Raw genomic sequence first — 22,262 nt, forward strand, 5'->3', positions numbered from 1 at the left:
CTTTACCCTCAATTCGTATTCATCGTCTGGTTCAGCGCCTCAGCAGCCTCTGTTGCAGCTTGCCGCGCTTTCGCCGAATCTAGCCAGTCTTGAAGCGGCGCTTTGGCTTCTTCAGGCAGGCCTTCTGCCTCAGCCATAACATCTCCCAAGCGGCCTTCACGCGCCGCAGCTTCCATCCGTGAGAGCACAGCGTCAGGGTCGGTGCCCTCACGTGGCTCAAGCGAACGCGCACCCAGTTGTGACTTCAAGAAAGCGCCAAAACCGCTGCTCTCGCTGCCCTCTGCGGTTCTTGCTGCTGCCAACGCCTCTCGCGCAGCCTCTGGAAAGTCCGCGCTCAGCCCCGCAACCGTCGGCACACCCGCTGCTTGCGCGACAAGAGCTTCAGGCACATTCACACCCGTCGCACTCAGGCTCTCAATAGCCTCCGCAAAGCCGGAGCCCGTCTCAAGTGATGTCAAAATTTGGCTCATCGCAGAGCGCCGCAAAGCCTCTTGCGCAGTCATCTCTGCGGAGGCCCGCTTGGCTTCCGCTTCAGCCGTCATCGCGCCAATCTCCGCGCGCAACTCATCCATCTCACGCTGATACGCCTCGACCGCGACGGGCGACGCATTGGCGACTGGTGCTTTTTCCAAAGCATCAAGGCGCACACCAAGCTCGGCAATCGCCTCAACAGGTGCTTTCAACGCCGCGATCTCGCCTGCAAGCCCAGAGACCTGCCCACTCACATCGGCAACACGCGCTTCGAGCGCCTCATTCGCCCCTGCATCGGCCAGCTCGGCTTTCATGGCGGCAATCTCTTGGCTCTGCGCTTCAAGCTTTTGCGCCAATGCTTCCATGGGGTTTTCGCCCTGCGAGGGCAGCCAAGCGGCTGGCAAATTAGGCAATAAGTACAGCGCAGATCCAAATCCGATCCCAGCAGCGACCACGCCACCAAGAACCATCGGAACAAACCCTCCCTTGCGCACAACGGTGGTCTGCGGCGTAAAAGTTTGCGTTTCTTCTAAAGTTGCATCTGGCTCAATCGCCTCTACGATTTCTTCAGACGGCTCTTCCGGAGTCTCAGGCGCGGGCTCTATCGCCTCGACCTCCTCTGCAGGTGTCTCAACGTCTGCCGCCTCGATCACTGCGTCTTCAGTCTCGGGTTTGGCCTCTAAGGTTGGTTTTTTGGTTTTAGTTGTCTTGCGTGCCACGGCGCACGGCCCTCCCGAATCTCACCAAATTTACTATACCAAACTGAGCTTAGACGCCCCTTGCAAGAGCCTCAAGCAATCAAACCTTATCAATAAGCTTCAAGGTCGCGACAACCATACCCTGCGCATCGGGCGTTTCGGCCGTTTCTGCCGCTATAGAAGGCAGTTCCCACGCCGCTTTCGCCGCCTCGCTGATATATGCGGCATATAGCCCATCAAGCCGAAGTGCCTCGGCGGCAAAGGCTCGCACACTGCGCGGCGAAAAGAGCGGCACAACCACAGACCGACTGCTTGCCAGTGCACCTTTTGCAGCCGCACTCAGCCCAACGCTCGGCTGATCATAAACAATTACGCTCTTCACATGGCCAAACTCCGCCACAAGATCCGCTGTCGCATGGACACCGCGAACCTGCAAAAGGCTACGTTCTTCCTGCCCCAAAACAGGCTTCAAACGCTCAAGATCGGGCGCAATCTGCAAAACATCAAACCCAGCGGTATGAGCACACTCACCTGTCGCAACACCGACACAATATGCCTGCGCGGGTGCGCCACCCGCCGCAATGTAGCCCTTTACCCCGTGCACAGAGCTAAAAATAAGCACTTCTGCCTGCGGCAAGACCTCGGGCTTGAGATACACAATCTCCATAATCGGGCTTATCATTATCTCAAGATCAGGCCGCTCAGCCCAAAGCATCGCCGCAAAGCGCTCCGCCGCCGCACGCGGGCGTGTCAGAAGAACGAGAGGCAAACTTGTTTTAACCATGGCTAAGGTGTTACCTGCAGCAAAGCACCCATGCAATGAAAAGACCGATGCAAAAGACACTGACCCTTCTCGGTATAGAAAGCAGCTGTGACGACACGGCCGCAGCCGTAGTGCGCGGCACATCGGGCGCAGCGTCAGTGCTGTCTTCGGTGGTCGAAGGCCAGACAAGTCTGCATGCCGACTTCGGCGGCGTCGTGCCCGAGATCGCCGCACGCGCGCATGCCGAAAGGCTCGATGGCTGCATAGCTCAAGCGCTGTCTCATGCGGGTCTGACACTCGCCGATATTGACGCAATCGCCGTTACAGCTGGCCCTGGCCTCATCGGCGGCGTTATGTCTGGTGTAGCGCTTGCCAAGGGCCTCTCCGCTGGCTCAGGAAAGCCCTTGATCGGCGTCAATCACCTTGCTGGCCATGCACTCACACCACGCCTCACAGACTCGCCAAGTTACCCTTACCTCATGCTGCTGGTTTCAGGCGGACATTGCCAATTTCTCATCGTGCGCAGCCCCCAAGATTTCACCCGTCTCGGCGGCACAATTGATGACGCCCCAGGCGAAGCATTTGACAAAACCGCGCGTCTCCTTGGCTTGCCCCAGCCCGGCGGACCCATTGTCGAAACCGAAGCGTTGAGAGGCGACCCAAAGCGCTTCCGCCTGCCCCGCCCTCTGCTTGACCGCGCAGGATGTGATATGTCTTTTTCTGGACTCAAAACAGCACTTCTGCGCGCACGTGATGCTCTCGTTGCCGAGAAAGACGGGATCACGCGCCAAGACCGCGCTGATCTTTGCGCTGGCTTTCAGGCTGCAGTTAGCGATGTCATGGCGGAAAAGGCTCGTCGCGCCATGGCGCTCTACATTGAGCTGGGCCCTATCCAGCCTGTACTCACCGTCGCAGGCGGTGTTGCCGCCAACAAGAGCATCCGCGCCGCGCTAGAAACTGTTGCCGCAGAATTTGGCGCCCAGTTTCTCAGCCCGCCCCTTGCGCTCTGCACAGACAATGCCGCAATGATCGCCTACGCGGGGCTTGAGCTTTTTGAAATGGGCCAGCAAGATGACCTAACACTTGCCGCGCGCCCGCGCTGGCCGCTTGATACAAGTAGCCCTTCAATGCTCGGCTCAGGCAAGAAAGGAGCCAAAGCATGATCACCATTCTAGGCGCAGGCGCTTTTGGCACATCCTTGGCGATCTCGCTCGCGCGCACAGGCCAGCCTGTGACCCTCTGGGCGCGCAACGGCGGGGCCGATATGCAAGCAAGCCGCCAGAATGCACGCCGACTGCCAAAAGCCCCTTTCCCAGAGAGCCTCACTGTCATTGAAGCGCTGTCAGACATTTCTCATGACGGGCCTGTCATTCTCGCCGTGCCAATGCAGCAGCTGCGGGACTTTTTGACCGAAAACGCAGAGCCCTTAGCAGACCGCACGTTGATTGCTGCCTGCAAAGGCCTTGATCTTAAGACACACTTTGGTCCTGTCGAGACAATCCGCGCATGCCTTCCTCATGCCAACGCAGCTCTTCTTACAGGACCAAGCTTTGCGGCCGATATTGCGCGCGGCCTGCCAACCGCGCTCACCCTTGCTTGCGAAACCACACAAATTGGCAAAACATTGCAACTGGCCCTCACGACGCCCAATTTACGGATCTATCGCACCACCGATACAACAGGCGCAGAGCTTGGTGGGGCTTTAAAAAACGTGATCGCTATCGCCTGCGGAGCCTGCATCGGAAAGGGTATGGGCGACAGCGCCCGCGCCGCCTTGATGACTCGTGGCTTCGCCGAAATGCAGCGCTTGGCCCTTCGCCGTGGCGCGCAACCCGACACGCTCACAGGCCTCTCAGGCTTCGGTGATCTCGCTCTCACCTGCACATCTGAGCTCTCGCGCAACTATCGTTTCGGCCTTGCTCTCGGCCGCGAAGAGCCTTTCGATACATCTGTCACAGTCGAAGGCGTGCCCACAGCCAACGCCGTTGTTGCATGGGCCGAAGAACTTCAAATCGACATGCCTATTTGTACAGCCGTTGCAGCCCTCAGCAACGGTGACTATAGCGTTTCCGAAGCTCTACAAACGCTCCTTTCACGCCCACTCAAGGAAGAATAACATGCTCATCGCCCTTATCTGCACCGACAAAAAAGGCGGTCTCGATACCCGCAAAGCCAACCGCGACGCTCACCTCGCCTACATTGCCGAGACAGGCGTTGTCGCCATGGCTGGGCCCCTTCTTGACGAGGCTGGCGAAATGGCCGGTTCCCTCGTGATCCTAGATGTGGCTGATGCCTCCGCCGCACAAAGCTGGGCTGACAATGATCCGTACGCCAAAGCAGGCCTCTTCTCTGATGTGCGCATCCAGCCTTGGAAAAAAGTAATCGGATAATGCGCTATTGGCTCTTCAAATCAGAGCCCGACACATGGGGCTGGCCTGCCCAAGTCGCCAAGGGCGACGCAGGCGAGGAATGGGACGGTGTGCGCAACTACCAAGCGCGCAACTTCATGCGAGAAATGCGCCTGGGCGATCGTGGTTTCTTCTATCATTCTCAGTCTGACAAAGCTGTTGTCGGGATTGTTGAAGTGATCAAAGAAGCGCACCCGGATAGCAGCACAGACGACCTCCGGTGGGAGTGTGTCGATATCAAAGCGCTGCGCCCCTTTTCGCAACCCGTCACACTCGCAATGATCAAATCTGATCCGCGTCTTGCTGAGATGCCGCTTGTCAAAAGTCCGCGTCTTTCGGTGCAGCCCGTTGCCAAAGATGAGTGGGACATCATCTGCGCGATGGGTAAAACGAAAAGCTAAAATGAAAAGAGGGTTCAAGCCGGACAAACTCTGGCTGAACCCTCTTTCTCCCCACGTGCTCCCTAACCACCACACGCGAATATCAATCTGGGTTCGGCCGTACTGACTCGAACAAGTCATGCCTATCGCAAGTTTGGCGCAGACCCAAACTCCAACTGTCTAAAACATAACTCAAATAGATAACGCCCGCCAAATTGGCAGGCGTTATCTTCTCAGGCATATCTGTTTATTTGTAGACAGACTCTTTGCCAAAATGCTTGGTCAGCATGTAATACACCACAGCGCGATACTTGTTGCGCTCTGACTTTCCATAGGTCTCCAAGACAGAGTCGATGCCTTCCATAAGCTTGGGGGGTATTGCCAAGTTGTTGGCCGGGTTTGATCAAGCTATGTCGGTCCCATGAACATTCCGACCCATATGCTGCGCCTGAAAGGCTTCCGCTACCCCCGCGAGATCATTGCTTACGCGGTTTGGGCGTACCATCGCTTTGCACTGAGCACGGCGGATGTCGAGGACCTGTTGGCAGCGCGGGGCGTGGTTGTCAGCCGTGAGGCGATCCGGCTATGGGTCAATCGCTTTGGGCAACATTTCGTAAACTGCATCCGCCGGGATCGACCGCAACCGAACGACAAATGGCATCTTGACGAAGTCGTTATTACAATCCGTGGCAAGAAACATTGGTTGTGGCGCGCGATCGACGCAAATGGCGACGTGCTCGATATTCTCGTGCAAACACGCCGAAACGCAAAGGCCGCAAAGCGGTTCTTCCAAAGATTGATCACCCTGTTCGGCGAACCACGGGTCGTGATCACCGACAAGTTGCGCAGTTACATCCAGCCCATCAGTAAACTGGCACCGGGCGCGGATCATCGCGCCCACAAGGGTTTGAACAATGCGATCGAAGTGTCGCACAGGCCGACGCGTAAACGAGAGAAAATATTTGGCCGATTCAAATCCCACCGGCAGGCTCAAAGGTTTCTGTCAGCACATGACCAGATCAACCTGATCTTCCGACCGCGCCGCTATCAACTGAACGCAACCTCATACCGCCACGCCCGCACTGATGCGTTCAACCTCTGGTCCGATTACACCGCCGAAATGGCGGCATGATCCAACGGTTGCCAATGTTTCACAATGGGCCAGCAACAACTTGGCAATACCCTTGCAACAGGTGCGCCAGGGCGTGGCCGGTAGCGAGGGTGACTGCGAGAGGTCTGCGAGCATCTTCTTGGGCAAGATCAGCTCCTACTGCTCTGCCTGCGGCACACAAAGGGTTAGAACGATGGGGAGATAACTGCCCGGACCTCCAAAATAGATATGTCTTCATTGATTGGCGTGACTATCAGGGTCTTATGGGTTCGAGCAGATCAACCACTGGCAGGTGCTCCTCGTTACTCCGAGGGCTCCCACAATAGTTATTTTGAATCACAGGGGACGGAATGGTGTTTGAGGTCACCGCTCGGTTGGTACCGCCTGTCTGAGTTTGTTTTGAGATCTTAAGCTATGTCGTTATTGGCGTCGTATGAGACAGGGCGGTATCTGCGACAGGAAGTTATCATTGGCGTTGAGCGTCGGCGCCGATGGCGTGATGAGGAAAAGTAAGCAATCTTGAGCAAGGTTGGCGTCAATGGTGCCAGCGATGCGGACGTTGCCCGCGCGCACGATATTACGCGGCAACATATTTATCAGTGGCGCCAGGAGCTGAAGAGGAAGGCTGCACTGGAGCGCACAAATTCGGCTGGCGTGACATTCTTCCCTCTTGCTCCTCCGGCGGTGGAAACGGACGCTATTGATGTATCACTCAATGCTGAAGTTCAGTTTGCAAACGGGCGGCGCTTTAGTTTCCCTGTTGATATCTGCCCCGTGTCTGACGTCAGCACCTATGGGCCCAAATAGGGCGATTTGCTAAGAGAGGGTTTGTTGCTCATCGTAACCACCAAGGAGTGGACAATGAGAAAGACAACGAAAAGCCCCGGATCGAAGATTGTCAAAGACATCAAGCGCGCGACGCGCAAGCACTATTCATCTGAAGAGAAGATTAGGATCGTGTTGGATGGCCTGCGTGGCGAAGACAGCCGCATAATCAAACCAACCAGATGAGCCAGATTCTCTCTTAGTTTAGGCCCCCTTTGGTCCCAAAAACCCTGACGACGGACACCGCCTAGGCCGCGGTAACAATCGAGCGGTTACTGTTTGAGTCAAACACACTGCCGAATAATGACTTCGTTTTTCTGAAGGGACCAAGACCTTCATTTTGACCCAAGAGCAGATCCGATAATTCTTGCGCATTGCCACTCCCCGAATACGCTTAGCAGCCTTAAAACAACGTTGCCAATATTTGGCTGTAAGATAGCCAAAAAAACTAGGAACAGTTTAAATTTTGTAGAACTGTATTTAGACAAAGTTCTTTCATATGTCCATAACGCTCATTGGCCCTGACAAAGCCTCCATGCCGTCTCTTGCGACAATTTCAAGGAAGTGGTTCCAGGCGTCCAACTCTGTTTGGAACGTTTCGCTCCAGATAACGGGTTTGTTTTCTCCGTCATAGGTTGATAATTTCCAGCCTTTTTTCAAATCATAAAAGATCTGGACATCAACGCAAAGCCCTTCTTTTATAAAAGGACCAGAGTATTTTGAACTGTTCTTAACCATCGCATTAACTTTACTTTTAAGTGGCATAGAGTTTCCGGTAAAAAGACATCTTAAAATTACTCTTACAAGGAATACTTGTCAAATCTGGCGTGTGAGGTTTGGGGCATGAGCCAATCTTGTCCGCGGGTGTGGGGTTAATCCTGTCCTGGAATGTGTCGCCCGCGGTGGCTTTTGGCAGATCTCCTTGGTCACGGCCTGACAAATGTTATGGTTCGACGCTTTGGCCAGTGCTTGGTTTAAAGCGGCCCGCCTTTAATTTGAGACATACCCAGCCGCACAAAAGAAGTTCCAGTATGCGTCCAATGCGCATCAACATCCTTCTGACTGCGGTTGACGGGCTTTCTGCTCAACACTTGGGTGCTCTTCTTTATCATAGCGCTCGCATTGCGCGTTTTGTGGTTGAACAGCTCTGTCAAAATAGAAGGGCGCAAAATTTGCCCGCCACGGATGATGGCGCCCAGTCAATTGAGATGTTCGTCAAAGCGCAGCAATAGCCCCACTACCGTGCCAGCTGGCGCCACTGCGGCGCGGCAAAGCTAAATCGTTCTGGCATCAACAAAACGGTCTCTTGAGCCAAGCCGCATGAGCCGACTGAAAGAAAGCCTTTTGCGGACCTAATTGTTGGAAAGGTTAAAAAGTGTGCTCACGATCTGCTCCAGACGATTTGAAAGGATCATCTTCACCAGCATGGCGTCTCGCTGTCAGCTTATCACCTCACGACACCGCAGCGAACAGCCAAGAGCTATCTTAAGAGGTGTCGCTTGGTAAAAGCCGCCTTAGAGGGCGAAGTTTTCGATAGAAGCACCATTCTCAAGAGCGGCTGCCAGCCATTTAGGCTTGCGACCACGACCCGACCATGTGTTGTCGGGGTTGGCAGGGTCCGCGTATTTGGCCGCAACAGGTGTTTTTTTCTTATTGGCTTTGCCGTTATCCAGCAGCTCCTCCAAAGAAAACCCTTTAGATTGTGCCAAGGCTTTTAACTCTACTAGAGTTTCGGCTTTTTTGCGCCTTTCAAAATCAAATATCGCAATGGCAACTTTGTCTTGGAGGTCTTTGAGTTCTTTCAGGGAAAGGGTATTGAGGTCCATTTTTAGATCCTATTGGGAAAAACTATTTGTCGATTAGGCTATTATTCATAAAATAGAAACTAGAGTATGAACAGAGCAATAATCCAAGTTTATGAAGGGGCTTTTAAATTTTGACATAAATGTACCTAAAAAAGTATTTTATTGAAACTTCATTTATTCCAATTGGTTTAAAAAGTGTTTTTTATTGCGGTCTCTTAAGCCAATGTCTTGACGAACGCCTCTTTGGAGAGTTTGCCCTCTTTAAAAGTGGGGGAGCACGGGCATGGAGATTTTTTCAAATCTGGTCGCCATCACATATCAGCTCAATTTTGATAGGTCTGGCCAGCTCAAGCAGAGTGGCAGTGGCAGCTCTAGGTAAAGTAAAGACTTCTCGTTTGCAGATGTTTTGATCGCTGCAGCAGGTGTAGCTGATGTGAGCCCCTTATCCACTATGGTCATATTTTAGAGCGGCGCGTTTTTGATGCGCCCTGTGTCGCGCGACACCTGCTGCTTGCAACTTGAATGCAGCTCTCCGTTCATAAAAGGCAAAGCTTGTCGTAAAACGATACGGTACCCCTGTGCTGCTATCTGTTTTCTGCTTAGTGCATTGTTGCTGCTCGAATTCGGTCTAGAGATTTCAAACCCTCTTGGGGCGCTTCCTGAAGATTAGCTGTTTTGGGAGAGCGGAAGTTCTCATATCGTCGCGATATGACAAAGCGTGTGTCTTTAAAAATCGCTGCGCGTGAGCGGCGCAATGAGATACGCCTCGACAGGGGCAATCCCCAATTTGACGCGATAACTCTTGAGAATTGATCACAACTTAACTAGTGAGTGTCATAATGATATGATAAACAGCCTATTAATTAGTCGATAATATTAAGTGACTTGCCCATGCCGAATCTACCAATAGAATTGATGTCTATAAGTTTTGGCCTCTCAGCCATCCTTTGTGTGTTGATCTTTGTCTGGTTTGAAAGAGCTTCGACGGCTTCACGAAAGCGCACTGATACATCCGCAGTACAAGCTTCGCACTCAAAGCCAACGGCTCGCATTGGCGGACTTGGGATTGTTGTCGCCCTAGGCACGGTGGTTGGGTTGTCTCAGAACGCGATGAGTTGGCATATTTCAACAATCGCATTCGTGAGTGCCTTGCCTGTGTTTGGTGTCGGCTTGGCTGAAGACCTTGGCTACCTTGCCAGTCCGCGCAAAAGGCTGCTTGCTGCAGCCGTTTCAGGAGCAGTCTTTATATCCTTGATGGGGCAATGGGTGCCGCATACTGGCATTCCTGGACTGGACATCGCCCTCCAGTGGTCACCTTTTGCCATGATGTTCTCTTTGTTTTTGGCCGTTGGTATAAGTCATGCCTTCAACCTTATTGATGGTCTCAACGGCCTCGCAGGGTCCACTGCACTTGCTGCCGCTCTTGCACTTGCCGCAATTGCTCATCAAGCGGGCCTCGCGGAGCACCACGACCTTCTCCTAATGCTTGCAGCTACCATTTTGGGCTTTTTGGTGTTTAACTTTCCATTTGGAAAAATATTCCTGGGGGATGCTGGAGCATATGTGGTTGGACATCTTCTCGTCTGGATATCGGTGTCGATTTTGTGGAATGCGTCAAATGTGACGCCACTCGCAATGCTGCTCATATTTTTTTGGCCTGTGGCAGACACCCTGCTCGCCATTAGCAGACGCTTGTCGTTGGGCAAACCAATAGCACAACCCGACAGATTGCATTTCCACCAGCTGGTGATGCGTGGCGTTGAAATTATTCTTCTCGGCAGACGGAAACGACGGATCGCAAATCCGCTGGCAAGCCTTTTGACCATGCCTTTTATTTTTGCGCCAATGGTGGCAGGTGTTTTGCTTTCAGATGATCATAGCAATGCAGCGATCGCTTGTGTCGCGTTTGCGGTGATTTTTACTACAACATATAAAACAGGGATCTGGATCGCTCCAAAACTTCGCCGTTCCGCCTGTCCAAAACCTGCGGATACATCAAACACCGAGCAGCGCCTAAAGGACCATCGGGCGCTGATGCCTTTGAGAGATCCCATAAAATGATCACAGGATTCGCACGCAGCACGCTGCCCCCAACAAAAAAGATACCTCTCATGAACAGCCTCATCAAAAAAACTTTGACCCAGGTGGTGTCGATTGTCAGCATTGCTCTGATGTGCACGCCAACGGCCAAGGCGGATGGCACAACAGTTCAGCTGTCGCTTGGGGGAGGTGATGTGCTCAACAGTCGGCAAATATATGGAACCAGCAGTAACGCCTCGATCCGCGGCAGCTATGTAAAGACGTTTGGTCGGCTTGACGTTGGGCTCAGCCTTGCGGCAGAGGACAATACGCAGACATTTAATGCGGACGGCTCTTACGTCAATCTCAACTTTGGCGACTGGGTGTTTGGGGCCGGCGCTGTGGACCGGAATTGGTCCTATTCGCCCAACACGTCTCTTATTTTGTCTACAAATGCGCGGCCGATGCCCACGGGCTACATTCGGAAAAACTTGAGCCAGTCTACGTCGCGGCTGTTTTCCTGGATTGGGCCATGGGGCGGCGAGTTTTTCTTGGGCGAAGACAATGACAAGAACTTAATGGGTGCGCGATTGGAGTTAGAGCCGGTCAGCGGCCTGAAGGTAGAATTGCTACAAACTGCCCAATTCACGGGGGGCTTGGGCTCCCTTGGGACGGCCTTGATTGGAAATACAAATGAAGGCTCTGGTGCCTCTATTAATAAAATGGCGGGCTTTGGGATTTCCTATGAACGCAAAGCGAACAGGCTCTACATGCAAGCGATTGGGGAGGACGAAGCGGGCGGCCTGCCCTCATGCTGGATGCACCTTATAGGCTTTGAGCGCAGCATGGATGTCGGCGGCAAACCTTTTAGCCTGAACTTAGAGCTCGTCGACACACGCATCGACCACACGGAGAATGGTTTCTGCGGACCAAACACAGCTTATAATAACGGCACGCACCCCTACACAAACGACGGCGCCGTCATGGGCGCACCGATTGACAGCGAGAGCCGGTCTATCACATTGGAGGTCAAGCACGACTTGGGGGAGTATGACCTTGAGTGGGGGCTCGGCCACTATATTATCAACGACCAATCCTCAGCCGTGCACAGGCTTTCAACGAGCCGTGCAAGTGGGATGTCATATCACGTGGGGATGAGCAGGCCGATCGGCAAACTGATGGTATCAGGGCGCATTACCTACCAAGACTTTAACCTCGACAAGGGCGACATTGGCCGGGGCCTCGCAATTGGCCTCGTGAGCGAAATAACTTTCTAGGGCCTATAGCTAATTATCTTGAGGCGATGATTTTTGCTGCGTCGTCCCAGCACGTTTTGTAGCTGCAATCAGTTTTTGTCAGAGCTTGTGGTTCTCCCTCAGAACTCTTCGATTCCTTCGAAGTCATTCTCCACCAGATGTAGCCGCTTGAAGAGCTAGACGTTATTATAGGGCGGGATTTTGCGGTTGGCTTTGGCGGGATTGCGGGGGTTGCACTGCGCTGGTTGAGGTCCTGGGACAGCCAGTCCGCCTTAAGTGCCTTGTCCGCGAGTAGCGCATCAAAAGAAACGCCCTTGATCAATGGTGCGACACACTTACTATCATGCGCTTCCCCCGGCAGCAGCAGGGTCCGGACCTGACTTGGGCGATGGAACAGATCTCAAAAAATTGACCCCACAGGGCTTCAGTCGCGCTCTATTTTGAAACTTGTACTTGATCGGCTGCGACATGCACCCGCGTGCTTTGCCCCATGAATTCCATCAAGAGCCAGACGCGCTGCTCTGCATCGATCTCCTCAACGGTTGCGACAAAAGTAGCAAATGGCCCCGACAGCACATCCACAAGATCGCCAGCGTTCAAAGTCTTTGGCGGTAAGAGCTTGCCCGCCTCATCACAGCGCTGCATGAGGCTCGCCATCAGCTCCTGTGGCATGGGTTTTGGCGTACCGTCAAAGCTGACCAAACGCGACACCCCAAGCGTGCTGTTTATGGCTCGCCAGGGCGCCGCATCACGATCGGCACTCACGAACATGTATCCTGCAAACAGTGGCCTGAGATCGGACACAAAGCGGGCGGCTTTTCTGCGAGTGACGTCCTGCATGGGCAGAAACACCTCAAAACCTTGACGTGTTAAATTACGCTCGGCCAAACGATGTGAGTTTGGCTTGAATTGGATGAGGTACCACTGCTTCACGTTCTGACACTACCTCGCACGCTCATATTTGAACACTAATCATTACACGTTTCTCTCATGTTACCAGAACATTCTAATCCCAAGTCTCAAATTTAGAAGGGTCTTCCGTTAAGAACGTTGATATTATTAAAGATTATTGACGCTAAAAGTCATACTTTCTCACAAAATCTTCAGAGGAAGTATTATAGAGACACTTCTTTTCTTGCCAGAGGAAATATTTAGAGATATCTCAAAACTGAACAGTCATGATTAATTCTGGCCTCAAATTTAAAATAATTACCCTCGGGCCTCGCGGAGAAGTGAGGCTCGGTGCGGTAGCCGTTTTGAGAGCCCATTTTGGCTAGTCGCCGCGAAGAACAGCAGGCCGAAGTGCGATTGAGGGTCATGCGATTGATCTCGCAAAACCCTGAAGTGTCGACGCGTCAAGTGGCTGAAGATGTCGGCATATCGAATGGATCGGCTTATTATGTGCTGACAGCCCTCGTAGAAAAGGGTCTCGTTAAGCTGGGAAACTTCAAAAACAATCCACGCAAGGGCCAGTATGCCTATCTTTTGACGCCCAGGGGTATTCGAGAAAAATCTCTGCTCACGCACAGCTTCATTGAGCGCAAGCGCAAAGAGTTTGAGGCTTTGAAGGCAGAAATCACAGCCCTTGAAGAAGAGGCGGGCCTTGCGGGTGAAGCCATCCCCTCGCCGCGAAGAGACAAATCCATATGACTGACCTGACCTGCTTCAAAGCCTACGACATTCGCGGCGAAATTGACGTGAACATTGACGAGGGCATTGCCTACCGCATTGGCCGCGCTGCGGCGCAGCACTTATGTGCAAAATCGGTTGTGATTGGCTGTGATGCGCGGGCGACGAGCCCGGCCTTTGCTGCGGCGGCCTCAAAGGGCGCGCGTGATGCGGGTGCTGATGTCGTTCATATTGGCATGGCTGGCACTGAGGAAATGTATTGGGCGGTGACGGAATTTGGCGCCTGCGCCGGCATTGAAGTGACCGCGTCACATAATCCGATCCATTATAACGGCATGAAGATTGTCAAATCCCAGTCTCAGCCCCTTGAGGATGTGGGCGACTTTCAAGCCATCAAGGCGCTTGCAAGCTCTCAGGCGTGGTCTGATGTGACGGACGTTGGTCGAGAGCTTGAGCGCTCAGAGGCTGCGCGGCAGGCTTACGTGGAGCGTGTGTTAAGGTTTGTTAACCTCCCTGCCCTGCGGCCACTCAAAATTGTTGTCAATTCGGGCAATGGGGCCGCGGGCCCTAGCTTTGATGCCATTGCGGAGCGCCTGGGAGGCGGCGGCGCACCGCTTGAGTTTGTGCGCGTGCACCACACACCGGATGCCACATTCCCCAATGGCATTCCAAACCCGCTTCTGCCTGAGAACCATGCTGCCACCGCTGATGTGGTACTGTCTGAGGGGGCAGACTTTGGCGTGGCTTTTGATGGTGATTTTGATCGTTGCTTTTTCTTTGATGAGGCCGGCCAGTTTGTGCCGGGTGAATATGTGGTAGGCCTCTTGGGATCCATTTTCTTAGAGAAAGAAGTGGGTGCGAAGATTGTTCATGACCCTAGAGTGATTTGGAATACCCAAGACATCGTAGCCGGCAAGGGTGGCGTCGCGGTCCAATCCAAAACGGGCCACGCCTTTATTAAGCAGACCATGCGCGCCCGCGAGGCGGTCTACGGCGGCGAGATGTCAGCCCACCACTACTTCCGCGATTTTGCTTATTGTGACAGCGGCATGATCCCATGGCTTTTGGTTGCAGAACTTGTCTCCCGCTCGGGCCGCTCGCTTGGGGATTGGGTGAAAGATCGATATGCGGCCTACCCGAGTTCGGGTGAAATTAACTTTACGGTAGAGGATGCGCCTCAAGCGCTTGAGGCTGTGCTGTCAGCCTACCGGGCGGATGCGCTCTCCCTGGATGAGACTGACGGGGTGAGCTTGGCGTTTGCGGATTGGCGCTTCAACCTGCGCTGCTCAAACACGGAGCCGCTCGTGCGGTTGAATGTTGAGGGCAAGGGCAATGCGGACGCGCTTGGGGCACATGTGAGTGCGATTGCGGACTTGCTTGGTGGGACGCGTGCTTAGGGCGTCCGATAATGGGGCGTTATGGGAAGCCATCTCCAAGCATCTAATACAATTAAATGGGCGCACTTCGCGCCAAAAGAATTCAGATAAAATCTAAAGGCAGCCGATACTATGAGCGACTATATTGTAAAAGACATCGCGCTTGCGGACTTCGGCCGCAAAGAGCTCAATATTGCAGAAACTGAGATGCCGGGGCTTATGGCTCTGCGCAAGGAGTATGGCGAAGACAAGCCGCTCAAGGGCGCGCGTATTGTTGGCTCACTTCATATGACAATTCAAACCGCGGTTTTGATTGAAACGCTGGTCGAGCTTGGCGCGGATGTCCGTTGGGCATCATGTAATATTTTCTCAACACAAGACCATGCGGCAGCCGCTATTGCACAATCTGGTGTGCCTGTGTTTGCGATCAAGGGTCAGTCACTTGAGGAGCATTGGGACTATCTTGACCGCTCGTTCATGTTCCCCGAGGGCGCGAATATGATCCTCGATGATGGCGGCGACGCGACACTTTATGTGCTGCTCGGCGCACGTATGGAAGCGGGCGAAGATGTGCTTGCGGTTCCAACGTCTGAAGAAGAAGAAGTGATCAAGGCGCAAATCAAGAAGCGCATGGCCGAAACACCCGGCTGGTTTGCCAAAACACGTGATGCGATTAAAGGCGTTTCAGAAGAGACAACAACCGGCGTTCACCGCCTCTATGATCTGCACAAAAAAGGCCAGCTGCCTTTCCCTGCGATCAACGTGAACGACTCTGTGACCAAGTCAAAGTTTGATAACAAATACGGCTGTAAAGAGAGCCTTGTTGACGGTATCCGCCGCGCGACCGACACGATGATGGCGGGTAAAGTAGCGGTTGTTATGGGCTATGGCGACGTTGGCAAAGGCTCTGCGGCAAGCCTGAGCGGCGCTGGTGCGCGTGTGATTGTGACGGAAGTTGATCCGATCTGTGCGCTTCAAGCTGCCATGGACGGCTATCAGGTGACGACATTGGAAGATGTTGTGGCGACTGCTGATATCTTTGTGACAACAACAGGCAACAAAGACGTGATCCGCATCGAGCATATGCGCGAAATGAAGGACATGGCGATTGTCGGGAACATCGGTCACTTCGATAACGAGATTCAAGTCGCTAGCCTGAAGAACCACAAGTGGACCAATATCAAAGAGCAGGTCGATATGATCGAAATGCCCAATGGTAACCGCTTGATCCTCCTGTCTGAGGGCCGCCTTTTGAATCTTGGCAATGCGACGGGACATCCTTCGTTTGTGATGTCTGCTTCGTTCACAAACCAAGTTTTGGCGCAAATGGAACTTTGGCTGAAAGGCGAAGAGTATCAGCCCGGTGTCTACATTTTGCCCAAGCATCTGGACGAAAAGGTTGCGCGTCTGCACCTCGATCGTATCGGCGTGAAGCTTTCAAAACTCGACAAAGAGCAAGCTGATTATATTGGTGTGAGCACAGAAGGGCCGTTCAAGCCCGAGCACTACCGCTACTAAATTAGAGATTACGAACAAACACTATTTAAAACCACCATACCCCTGCCCCACCAACGGCTTCCTGACGGTATCGGCAGACTTTAACTGGAGCACGTTTCATGACGCGACCTAACTATACATTTACCTCGGAATCGGTTTCTGAGGGTCACCCGGATAAAGTCTGCGACCGGATTTCTGATGCAGTACTTGATGCCTTTTTAGCCGAGGAGCCTGAGGCGCGTGTCGCAGCAGAAACATTCGCCACAACAAATCGTGTCATAATTGGCGGCGAAGTCGGGTTATCTGATCCAGATAAGATGAAAGATTACATGGGCCGCATCGAAGAGATTGCGCGCGCCTGTATCAAAGACATCGGCTACGAGCAGGAAAAATTCCACCACGACACAGTTGAGATCACCAACCTGTTGCACGAGCAGTCGGCGCATATTGCCCAAGGCGTTGATGCCTCTGCAGACAAAGATGAAGGGGCGGGCGACCAAGGCATTATGTTTGGTTTCGCCACCCGCGAAACAGACGCGTTGATGCCTGCACCCATCCAGTATTCGCATGCAATTTTGCGCCGCTTGGCCGAAGTGCGCAAAGACGGCACAGAGCCCGCATTGGGGCCTGATGCTAAGTCACAGCTGTCTGTTGAATACCGCGATGGCGTGCCCGTTGGTGTGTCCTCGATCGTGTTGTCGACCCAGCACCTTGATGCCTCAATGAGCAGTGCCGACGTTCGTGCAGTCGTTGAGCCCTACATTCGCGAAGTGCTGCCCGAGGGGTGGATCTCTGCGGATACCGCTTGGCACGTGAACCCCACTGGCAAGTTTGTGATTGGCGGGCCTGATGGGGATGCGGGTCTGACAGGCCGCAAGATCATCGTCGACACCTACGGTGGGGCAGCCCCCCATGGTGGGGGTGCGTTTTCGGGGAAAGACCCTACCAAAGTAGACCGCTCGGCGGCCTACGCAGCGCGTTATCTCGCCAAGAATGTTGTGGCTTCTGGTATGGCTGCGAAATGCGCTATTCAGTTGAGCTATGCGATTGGCGTGGCTGAACCACTTTCGATCTATGCTGATACATTTGGCACCGGCGAAGTGGATGATGCGGCGATAGAAAAGGCGATCCGTGCAACGATGAGCCTGACACCGCGCGGTATTCGCGGACATCTGGGCCTAAACCGTCCGATCTATCAGCGCACAGCGGCCTATGGTCACTTCGGCCGTAGCCCCGAAGCGGACGGTGGATTTAGCTGGGAGCGCACGGATCTGGTGGATGCGCTGAAAGCAGCGGTTTGAGTATCGGAGATGATCGAATTGTGTCATAAGCTTAAACGTTCCGTGTTTAGGTTATGGGGAGCTTAAAAAAGCCAAAATGCTTTTGATTGGAACACTATTCGAAAACTTCTGAACGGACTTTATCATAGGTCGATTAGGGTAGATACACAATCCGAAGTAGTCGTTTATGTTGCACGGCAATTCAGCGAAGCAATAATAGAAAAAATAGAATATAGGAAAGACCGAGATGCTAGATGTAAATTTTTCAAATTATAAAGACTTATTTGAGGATAAAAATGTTCTTATAACAGGTGGCACTGGTTCTTTTGGGAAACAATTTTCTAAAATTATCCTTGAGAACTTTAAAGTTAAAAAGTTAATAATCTTATCTCGCGATGAAATGAAACAATGGGAAATGAAAGAAACGTTCTCGGAGCACGCCGAAAAGCTCAGATTTTTCATTGGTGACGTCCGGGACTTGCAACGTTTGAAGCGAGCTTTCGATGGAGTAGATATCGTAATTCATGCCGCAGCAACTAAAATTGTCCCTACAGCAGAATATAATCCTTTTGAATGCATCAAAACGAACATTAACGGCGCCATGAATGTTATCGACGCTTCTATTGATTGTAATGTAAAATCAGTTGTAGCACTCTCAACAGACAAAGCTTCCTCGCCCGTTAACTTATACGGCGCAACAAAATTAGCATCCGACAAGTTGTTTGTTGCTGGAAATAATTACTCACAAGTTAATTCAACAAAATTTTCTGTAGTGCGGTATGGTAACGTGATGGGTTCAAGAGGTTCAGTAATACCATATTATTTATCTATTAGAAATCAGCGTGCGCTGCCGGTCACACATCCAGATATGACACGCTTTATGATTACTTTGGACCAAGGTGTGGAGCTTGTGTTTACAGCACTACAAACAATGGTCGGTGGGGAGATTTATGTGAAAAAAATCCCTTCTATGAGAATCAAGGATATTGCGACGCTAATTGGAGGGCCAAATTTCAAATGTGTCGGCATACGTCCAGGAGAAAAAATGCATGAACAGATGATCGGTATCGAAGATGCAATTTTTACCTATGAATATAGTACTTATTATAAGATACTACCCCAAATAAATGACTATTACTTAGACGAAAACCGTATCTTATCAGGAACGAGAGTTTCCGACAATTTTTCGTATTCATCTGACGAAAATAAACATTGGATGGAAGTAGAAGTACTTAAGTCTTGGATCGAAAATAATTATGGAATAATTTTATAATGTCCGAAAAATGGCTCATTTTCGGTGGTACTGGTATGCTAGGCTCCGCATTAGTACGTGAATTAAATCGCTTTGGTCTGACAGTGATCACTGCAGCACGATCAAATGCTGACTACCTTATTGACATGACCGATTATAAATTAATCAGAAGTTGTCTAGAAGAAATAAAACCTAACCGTGTAATTAATTGTGCTGCCATTACGAATGAAAGGGACTGTTGCAAAAATCCTGGCTTTGCACGCCAGCTTAACTCTTTATCCTTGGAGATACTTTCTACAACATGCGCGCGTATTGATGCCAAATTAATACAAATTTCAACTGACGCATTTTATCATCGTCATTATATCGAGAATACAGAAGCTAATAATGATTTAAAGTTCCCTACTATTTACTCTAGCACAAAATACGAAGCAGAACAATTTTGTTCAAATAAGGACTTAATAATTCGAACGACTTTCATCGGACGCAATGATCGAAAAAGCTCACTATTAGATTTTTTTGTACGTAGTTTAGTGTCCGGAACAGATATATCCGTGTACAGCGACGCTATCACAAGTTCACTAGATGTCCGGACTTGTGCTAGTCTCATTGTTTCGATGGGACAAAGTGAAGCAGCCGGTATCTATAACTTAGGGACGGCATTTCCTTATTCGAAAGCCGAACTTTATTACGAACTAATGCGGCTGTCTAATAAAGGCAAAATTCCAAAAGAACTTAGATGCGCCCAAGCGCAAGAATATAAAGCAAATCCAAGCCAAGGGATGAATTGTAAAAAAATTACAGATTATCTTGGTTGTGAACTACCTAGCTTAAAATCAGTAATAACCTTGTTGAAAACTTCAGGAGATTTGGATGATTTACTCTAAAGAACTAAAAATAAACGGCAGAGCCATTTCGCAGACTGAACCAACATATTTCATTGCCGATATTGCAGCCAATCATGATGGCGATCTTAATCGTGCGCTAGACCTAATTTCAAGAGCGAAAGAAGCAGGGGCAAATTGTGCAAAGTTTCAGCATTTTAATTCAGAAACAATTGTAAGTCCATTTGGTTTCTCGAAAAAAGAAAACATGTTGTCGCACCAAAAAAATTGGGAAAAAAGCGTAACGGACGTCTATGATCAGTATCATACCAAAAAAGAATGGGACCAGGCGTTAGTTCAGCAATGCAAAGCAGTTGAAATTGATTTTATGACGACGCCATATAATGTGGATGCAATTCAGAGATTGGACCGTTTTCTACCAGCCTACAAAATTGGATCTGGTGACATAACGAATTACTCAATTTTGCAGGCGGTAGCAAAAAAAGGGAAGCCAGTTTTGCTCGCAGCAGGCGCATCAACATTTTCAGATGTTCGTGATGCGATCGAAGTGCTTTTAGTTGATAATGAAGATATCTGTCTCATGCAGTGCAATACAAATTACACTGCGGACCTCGAAAATTTTAAACACATTAACCTGAATGTCCTGAAATCTTTTGCCACCATGTTTCCTGGTATGCCACTTGGCCTCTCAGATCACACACCTGGCCATACAACCGTTATTGGCGCTGTAGCTCTTGGTGCTCGCGTAATCGAGAAGCACTTCACAGATGACTGCAGCAGGATCGGCCCAGATCATAAATTCGCGATGGATCCTGTGACTTGGCGAAACATGGTCCAAGCAACTAGGGAGCTGGAGTTCGCATTAGGAGATGGTATTAAAAAGATAGAACATAACGAATTGGAAACTGTTTTGATTCAACGTCGTGCTTGTAGACTTCGAAGAACAAAAGAGCTTGGCTCAATCTTGACTGTAGAAGACTTGGAATTCCTCCGGCCATGCGAGAAAGACGCTTTGAGCCCAATGGATTTTATGAAGTCAAAGGCGAGAAAACTTACTAAATCGATCTTGGCGGGTGAATCAATACGGTGGGGCGACCTTGAATAAAATTCTTATTGCTGTGATCTGTTATAATGAAATAAAGACTATTGGGGAATTACTTGACAAGATAAAATTGTTGCCTTCATTACACAAATTTGATGTCGTTATTTTCGACGACTGCAGCGACGATGGTTCAGTCGAAGTTGTTCAAAAATGTGGATTTAATTTCATCACAAACAAAGCTACTCGTGGCTATTCATCCAACGTGATGAATAGTTTCTCGTATTTTATGAATAATGAAGTTTATAATTCTATTATTTTAATGGATGCGGATCTCGAACACGATCCGGATTATATTGAATTGTTTATAAATAAATATCCAAACGCTGATCTAGTAATAGGCAATAGAAGTCATAAAAATAGATGGGCTGAAAATATTTCGGGTGTTTTTTTCAGTCTGATAGGATCTAGAATCGACCCCTTTTGCGGTATGAGGAAAATTTCACGCAGTTTTTTGCAGGAATTCCTCCAGCATAATAATAGTTACTACGACGGCGTATCCCTGCCGGTATTTTGGGCGAAAACGGCCGCTCATTTTCAACTTCAAAGCTTGCCTATAAAAGTTGGAGTTAGGCAAGATCTCCCGAGATTTGGAAAAGGTTTAAAGTCTAACCTGAAACTACTATCCGGCTTTGCTAGGGCGCTCAGATATGTCAAATCTTGATAGAATTGTTATTGGCACCGCATCTTGGCGGCAGTCTTACGGAACCATAATTCCTGACACAGGTCTCTCCAAAAAAAATATATATAATATATTAGATCGCTTATTGGAATTGGGTATAAATAAACTTGATACTGCTGATAGTTATGGAGATGTATTAGAAGTACTCGCCTCATATGAAAATTTAGATAGATTTCATATTGTTACGAAGTTCCACTATGATCAATATAATTATCTCAATAGCCGTGATAGCGTACTGAAACAGTACGAGCATCTAGAAAATTCAGCCACTACTTCATTTATGATTCACAATCCAAACTGTTGTTATATTAACATGAACGAATTTGTAGAAGAGGTGACGAAGCAGTTCTCATCGAAGCCAACTCACACCAAGTTTGGCGTGTCGATATACACTCCCGACGAACTTGATGACTGCATGTCTTCTGTCTTTGATCCTCAAATGATCCAGTTACCATTCTGCTTTGGTGACGATCGTTGGAGCCAGTCATTAGGTCAAGAGAAAACGAGATATGGACACAAACTGGATAATTTAGATTTTTATGCTCGGTCTATTTTTTTGCAGGGAACGCTACTTGAGCGAAAGCTGACTAATGTCACTGACAATTTGAAGTTGCGAAAAACATTAAAAAATTGGTGGGCTTTTATTGATAAGGAGAGCATTGATCCGTACCAATTGTGTTTAGCTGCTGTAGTTAAAGCAGATTTTTTGAATTACATAATAGTGGGCTGCAAATCTATCGATGAAATAAATACCCTTGCGAAAATTATTCTATCTGTTGAGCTCGATGAATATATCAATATTCTTCAAAGCTCATTTACATTTGAAAGAGATATTTTGGACATTCGAACTTGGAATTTGAATTAAG

23 protein-coding genes and 1 pseudogene are annotated in these 22,262 nt (G+C 50.2%); 18 read left to right on the forward strand and 6 right to left on the reverse strand.

Going from position 1 to position 22,262, the window contains the following annotated elements; genetic code table 11:
• Positions 1 to 8: 8 nt before the first annotated feature.
• Together DSM117340_RS14660 and DSM117340_RS14665 are read right to left on the reverse strand one after the other, a co-directional pair.
• On the reverse strand, positions 9 to 1,190 hold the full coding sequence (locus tag DSM117340_RS14660) for a hypothetical protein (protein WP_271437294.1): 1,182 nt from the start codon (positions 1,188 to 1,190) through the stop codon (positions 9 to 11).
• Between the two features lie 79 nt (positions 1,191 to 1,269).
• Positions 1,270 to 1,953 (reverse strand): uroporphyrinogen-III synthase, encoded by a 684-nt coding sequence (locus tag DSM117340_RS14665; RefSeq protein WP_271437295.1) that lies wholly within the window; start codon positions 1,951 to 1,953, stop codon positions 1,270 to 1,272.
• 47 nt (positions 1,954 to 2,000) lie between these two features.
• Here DSM117340_RS14665 and tsaD point away from each other — a divergent pair, with 47 nt between their 5' ends.
• From tsaD to DSM117340_RS14685, 4 genes are read left to right on the forward strand one after another with little or no spacing between them, the layout of a single operon-like run.
• Positions 2,001 to 3,095: a tRNA (adenosine(37)-N6)-threonylcarbamoyltransferase complex transferase subunit TsaD gene (tsaD, locus tag DSM117340_RS14670; RefSeq protein WP_271437296.1), complete on the forward strand. Its 1,095-nt coding sequence runs from the start codon at positions 2,001 to 2,003 to the stop codon at positions 3,093 to 3,095.
• Positions 3,092 to 4,048, forward strand: coding sequence for an NAD(P)H-dependent glycerol-3-phosphate dehydrogenase (locus tag DSM117340_RS14675; protein WP_271437297.1), 957 nt, complete (start codon positions 3,092 to 3,094; stop codon positions 4,046 to 4,048). The genes tsaD and DSM117340_RS14675 overlap by 4 nt, the downstream gene beginning before the upstream one ends.
• A 1-nt stretch (position 4,049) precedes the next feature.
• Positions 4,050 to 4,322, forward strand: coding sequence for a YciI family protein (locus tag DSM117340_RS14680; RefSeq protein WP_089893393.1), 273 nt, complete (start codon positions 4,050 to 4,052; stop codon positions 4,320 to 4,322).
• Entirely contained in the window at positions 4,322 to 4,741 is a 420-nt protein-coding gene (locus DSM117340_RS14685) for an EVE domain-containing protein (protein ID WP_089893396.1), read from the forward strand. Before DSM117340_RS14680 ends, DSM117340_RS14685 begins: the two co-directional genes overlap by 1 nt.
• Before the next feature lie 226 nt (positions 4,742 to 4,967).
• Here the strand turns inward: DSM117340_RS14685 and DSM117340_RS14690 are convergent.
• Positions 4,968 to 5,105: pseudogene (locus DSM117340_RS14690) on the reverse strand (DUF2853 family protein); the annotation flags it as partial.
• 36 nt (positions 5,106 to 5,141) lie between these two features.
• Here DSM117340_RS14690 and DSM117340_RS14695 point away from each other — a divergent pair.
• From DSM117340_RS14695 to DSM117340_RS14705, 3 genes are all read left to right on the forward strand, one after another.
• The gene (locus DSM117340_RS14695) at positions 5,142 to 5,852 is read left to right on the forward strand and encodes an IS6 family transposase (RefSeq protein ID WP_089894562.1); all 711 of its coding nucleotides are present in this window, start codon (positions 5,142 to 5,144) and stop codon (positions 5,850 to 5,852) included.
• 498 nt (positions 5,853 to 6,350) lie between these two features.
• Positions 6,351 to 6,638 carry an IS66 family insertion sequence element accessory protein TnpB gene (locus DSM117340_RS14700; protein ID WP_354689749.1) on the forward strand — a complete coding sequence of 96 codons (288 nt, stop codon included), beginning with the start codon at positions 6,351 to 6,353 and terminating at the stop codon, positions 6,636 to 6,638.
• 54 nt (positions 6,639 to 6,692) lie between these two features.
• Positions 6,693 to 6,842 carry a hypothetical protein gene (locus DSM117340_RS14705; protein ID WP_354690046.1) on the forward strand — a complete coding sequence of 50 codons (150 nt, stop codon included), beginning with the start codon at positions 6,693 to 6,695 and terminating at the stop codon, positions 6,840 to 6,842.
• 309 nt (positions 6,843 to 7,151) lie between these two features.
• Here the strand turns inward: DSM117340_RS14705 and DSM117340_RS14710 are convergent, their stop codons facing one another.
• Positions 7,152 to 7,421: a hypothetical protein gene (locus tag DSM117340_RS14710; RefSeq protein WP_354689750.1), complete on the reverse strand. Its 270-nt coding sequence runs from the start codon at positions 7,419 to 7,421 to the stop codon at positions 7,152 to 7,154.
• A 749-nt stretch (positions 7,422 to 8,170) separates the two neighbouring features.
• Entirely contained in the window at positions 8,171 to 8,482 is a 312-nt protein-coding gene (locus DSM117340_RS14715; protein WP_354689751.1) for an H-NS histone family protein, read from the reverse strand.
• A gap of 1,089 nt (positions 8,483 to 9,571) precedes the next feature.
• Here DSM117340_RS14715 and DSM117340_RS14720 point away from each other — a divergent pair.
• Both DSM117340_RS14720 and DSM117340_RS14725 read left to right on the forward strand, forming a co-directional pair.
• Positions 9,572 to 10,522 carry a glycosyltransferase gene (locus DSM117340_RS14720; RefSeq protein WP_354689752.1) on the forward strand — a complete coding sequence of 317 codons (951 nt, stop codon included), beginning with the start codon at positions 9,572 to 9,574 and terminating at the stop codon, positions 10,520 to 10,522.
• Positions 10,523 to 10,572: 50 nt separating this feature from the next.
• Positions 10,573 to 11,757, forward strand: coding sequence for a capsule assembly Wzi family protein (locus DSM117340_RS14725; protein ID WP_354689753.1), 1,185 nt, complete (start codon positions 10,573 to 10,575; stop codon positions 11,755 to 11,757).
• A gap of 414 nt (positions 11,758 to 12,171) precedes the next feature.
• Here DSM117340_RS14725 and DSM117340_RS14730 read toward each other — a convergent pair whose 3' ends face one another.
• Positions 12,172 to 12,669: a transcriptional activator RfaH gene (locus DSM117340_RS14730; RefSeq protein ID WP_354689754.1), complete on the reverse strand. Its 498-nt coding sequence runs from the start codon at positions 12,667 to 12,669 to the stop codon at positions 12,172 to 12,174.
• Positions 12,670 to 13,005: 336 nt separating this feature from the next.
• Here DSM117340_RS14730 and DSM117340_RS14735 point away from each other — a divergent pair, with 336 nt between their 5' ends.
• The 9 genes from DSM117340_RS14735 (at position 13,006) to DSM117340_RS14775 (ending at position 22,261) form a co-directional block, all read left to right on the forward strand.
• Positions 13,006 to 13,386, forward strand: a complete 381-nt coding sequence (locus DSM117340_RS14735; RefSeq protein WP_354689755.1) for a MarR family EPS-associated transcriptional regulator — start codon at positions 13,006 to 13,008, stop codon at positions 13,384 to 13,386.
• On the forward strand, positions 13,383 to 14,762 hold the full coding sequence (locus DSM117340_RS14740) for a phosphomannomutase (protein WP_354689756.1): 1,380 nt from the start codon (positions 13,383 to 13,385) through the stop codon (positions 14,760 to 14,762). The genes DSM117340_RS14735 and DSM117340_RS14740 overlap by 4 nt, the downstream gene beginning before the upstream one ends.
• A 111-nt stretch (positions 14,763 to 14,873) precedes the next feature.
• Entirely contained in the window at positions 14,874 to 16,259 is a 1,386-nt protein-coding gene (ahcY, locus tag DSM117340_RS14745) for an adenosylhomocysteinase (RefSeq protein ID WP_354689757.1), read from the forward strand.
• 98 nt (positions 16,260 to 16,357) lie between these two features.
• Positions 16,358 to 17,539, forward strand: a complete 1,182-nt coding sequence (metK, locus tag DSM117340_RS14750) for a methionine adenosyltransferase (RefSeq protein WP_354689758.1) — start codon at positions 16,358 to 16,360, stop codon at positions 17,537 to 17,539.
• Between the two features lie 226 nt (positions 17,540 to 17,765).
• Complete coding sequence (pseB, locus tag DSM117340_RS14755; protein WP_354689759.1) at positions 17,766 to 18,791, forward strand: UDP-N-acetylglucosamine 4,6-dehydratase (inverting); 1,026 nt, start codon at positions 17,766 to 17,768, stop codon at positions 18,789 to 18,791.
• Entirely contained in the window at positions 18,791 to 19,657 is an 867-nt protein-coding gene (locus tag DSM117340_RS14760; protein ID WP_354689760.1) for a sugar nucleotide-binding protein, read from the forward strand. Before pseB ends, DSM117340_RS14760 begins: the two co-directional genes overlap by 1 nt.
• Positions 19,644 to 20,720 (forward strand): N-acetylneuraminate synthase family protein, encoded by a 1,077-nt coding sequence (locus tag DSM117340_RS14765; RefSeq protein ID WP_354689761.1) that lies wholly within the window; start codon positions 19,644 to 19,646, stop codon positions 20,718 to 20,720. The genes DSM117340_RS14760 and DSM117340_RS14765 overlap by 14 nt, the downstream gene beginning before the upstream one ends.
• On the forward strand, positions 20,713 to 21,378 hold the full coding sequence (locus DSM117340_RS14770) for a glycosyltransferase family 2 protein (RefSeq protein WP_354689762.1): 666 nt from the start codon (positions 20,713 to 20,715) through the stop codon (positions 21,376 to 21,378). Before DSM117340_RS14765 ends, DSM117340_RS14770 begins: the two co-directional genes overlap by 8 nt.
• The gene (locus DSM117340_RS14775) at positions 21,365 to 22,261 is read left to right on the forward strand and encodes an aldo/keto reductase (RefSeq protein WP_354689763.1); all 897 of its coding nucleotides are present in this window, start codon (positions 21,365 to 21,367) and stop codon (positions 22,259 to 22,261) included. The genes DSM117340_RS14770 and DSM117340_RS14775 overlap by 14 nt, the downstream gene beginning before the upstream one ends.
• Position 22,262 lies beyond the last annotated feature (1 nt).

This window comes from Lentibacter algarum (assembly GCF_040580765.1).
GTDB classification, from domain to species: domain Bacteria; phylum Pseudomonadota; class Alphaproteobacteria; order Rhodobacterales; family Rhodobacteraceae; genus Lentibacter; species Lentibacter algarum.

Bases quoted from the DNA above. Each gene is read 5' to 3' on its own strand.
- DSM117340_RS14665 (WP_271437295.1), bottom strand. From the start codon at position 1,953: ATGGTTAAAACAAGTTTGCCTCTCGTTCTTCTGACACGCCCGCGTGCG.
- tsaD (WP_271437296.1), top strand. From the start codon at position 2,001: ATGCAAAAGACACTGACCCTTCTCGGTATAGAAAGCAGCTGTGACGAC.
- DSM117340_RS14675 (WP_271437297.1), top strand. From the start codon at position 3,092: ATGATCACCATTCTAGGCGCAGGCGCTTTTGGCACATCCTTGGCGATC.
- DSM117340_RS14680 (WP_089893393.1), top strand. From the start codon at position 4,050: ATGCTCATCGCCCTTATCTGCACCGACAAAAAAGGCGGTCTCGATACC.
- DSM117340_RS14685 (WP_089893396.1), top strand. From the start codon at position 4,322: ATGCGCTATTGGCTCTTCAAATCAGAGCCCGACACATGGGGCTGGCCT.
- DSM117340_RS14695 (WP_089894562.1), top strand. From the start codon at position 5,142: ATGAACATTCCGACCCATATGCTGCGCCTGAAAGGCTTCCGCTACCCC.
- DSM117340_RS14705 (WP_354690046.1), top strand. From the start codon at position 6,693: ATGAGAAAGACAACGAAAAGCCCCGGATCGAAGATTGTCAAAGACATC.
- DSM117340_RS14710 (WP_354689750.1), bottom strand. From the start codon at position 7,421: ATGCCACTTAAAAGTAAAGTTAATGCGATGGTTAAGAACAGTTCAAAA.
- DSM117340_RS14715 (WP_354689751.1), bottom strand. From the start codon at position 8,482: ATGGACCTCAATACCCTTTCCCTGAAAGAACTCAAAGACCTCCAAGAC.
- DSM117340_RS14720 (WP_354689752.1), top strand. From the start codon at position 9,572: ATGAGTTGGCATATTTCAACAATCGCATTCGTGAGTGCCTTGCCTGTG.
- DSM117340_RS14725 (WP_354689753.1), top strand. From the start codon at position 10,573: ATGAACAGCCTCATCAAAAAAACTTTGACCCAGGTGGTGTCGATTGTC.
- DSM117340_RS14740 (WP_354689756.1), top strand. From the start codon at position 13,383: ATGACTGACCTGACCTGCTTCAAAGCCTACGACATTCGCGGCGAAATT.
- ahcY (WP_354689757.1), top strand. From the start codon at position 14,874: ATGAGCGACTATATTGTAAAAGACATCGCGCTTGCGGACTTCGGCCGC.
- metK (WP_354689758.1), top strand. From the start codon at position 16,358: ATGACGCGACCTAACTATACATTTACCTCGGAATCGGTTTCTGAGGGT.
- pseB (WP_354689759.1), top strand. From the start codon at position 17,766: ATGCTAGATGTAAATTTTTCAAATTATAAAGACTTATTTGAGGATAAA.
- DSM117340_RS14760 (WP_354689760.1), top strand. From the start codon at position 18,791: ATGTCCGAAAAATGGCTCATTTTCGGTGGTACTGGTATGCTAGGCTCC.
- DSM117340_RS14765 (WP_354689761.1), top strand. From the start codon at position 19,644: ATGATTTACTCTAAAGAACTAAAAATAAACGGCAGAGCCATTTCGCAG.
- DSM117340_RS14775 (WP_354689763.1), top strand. From the start codon at position 21,365: ATGTCAAATCTTGATAGAATTGTTATTGGCACCGCATCTTGGCGGCAG.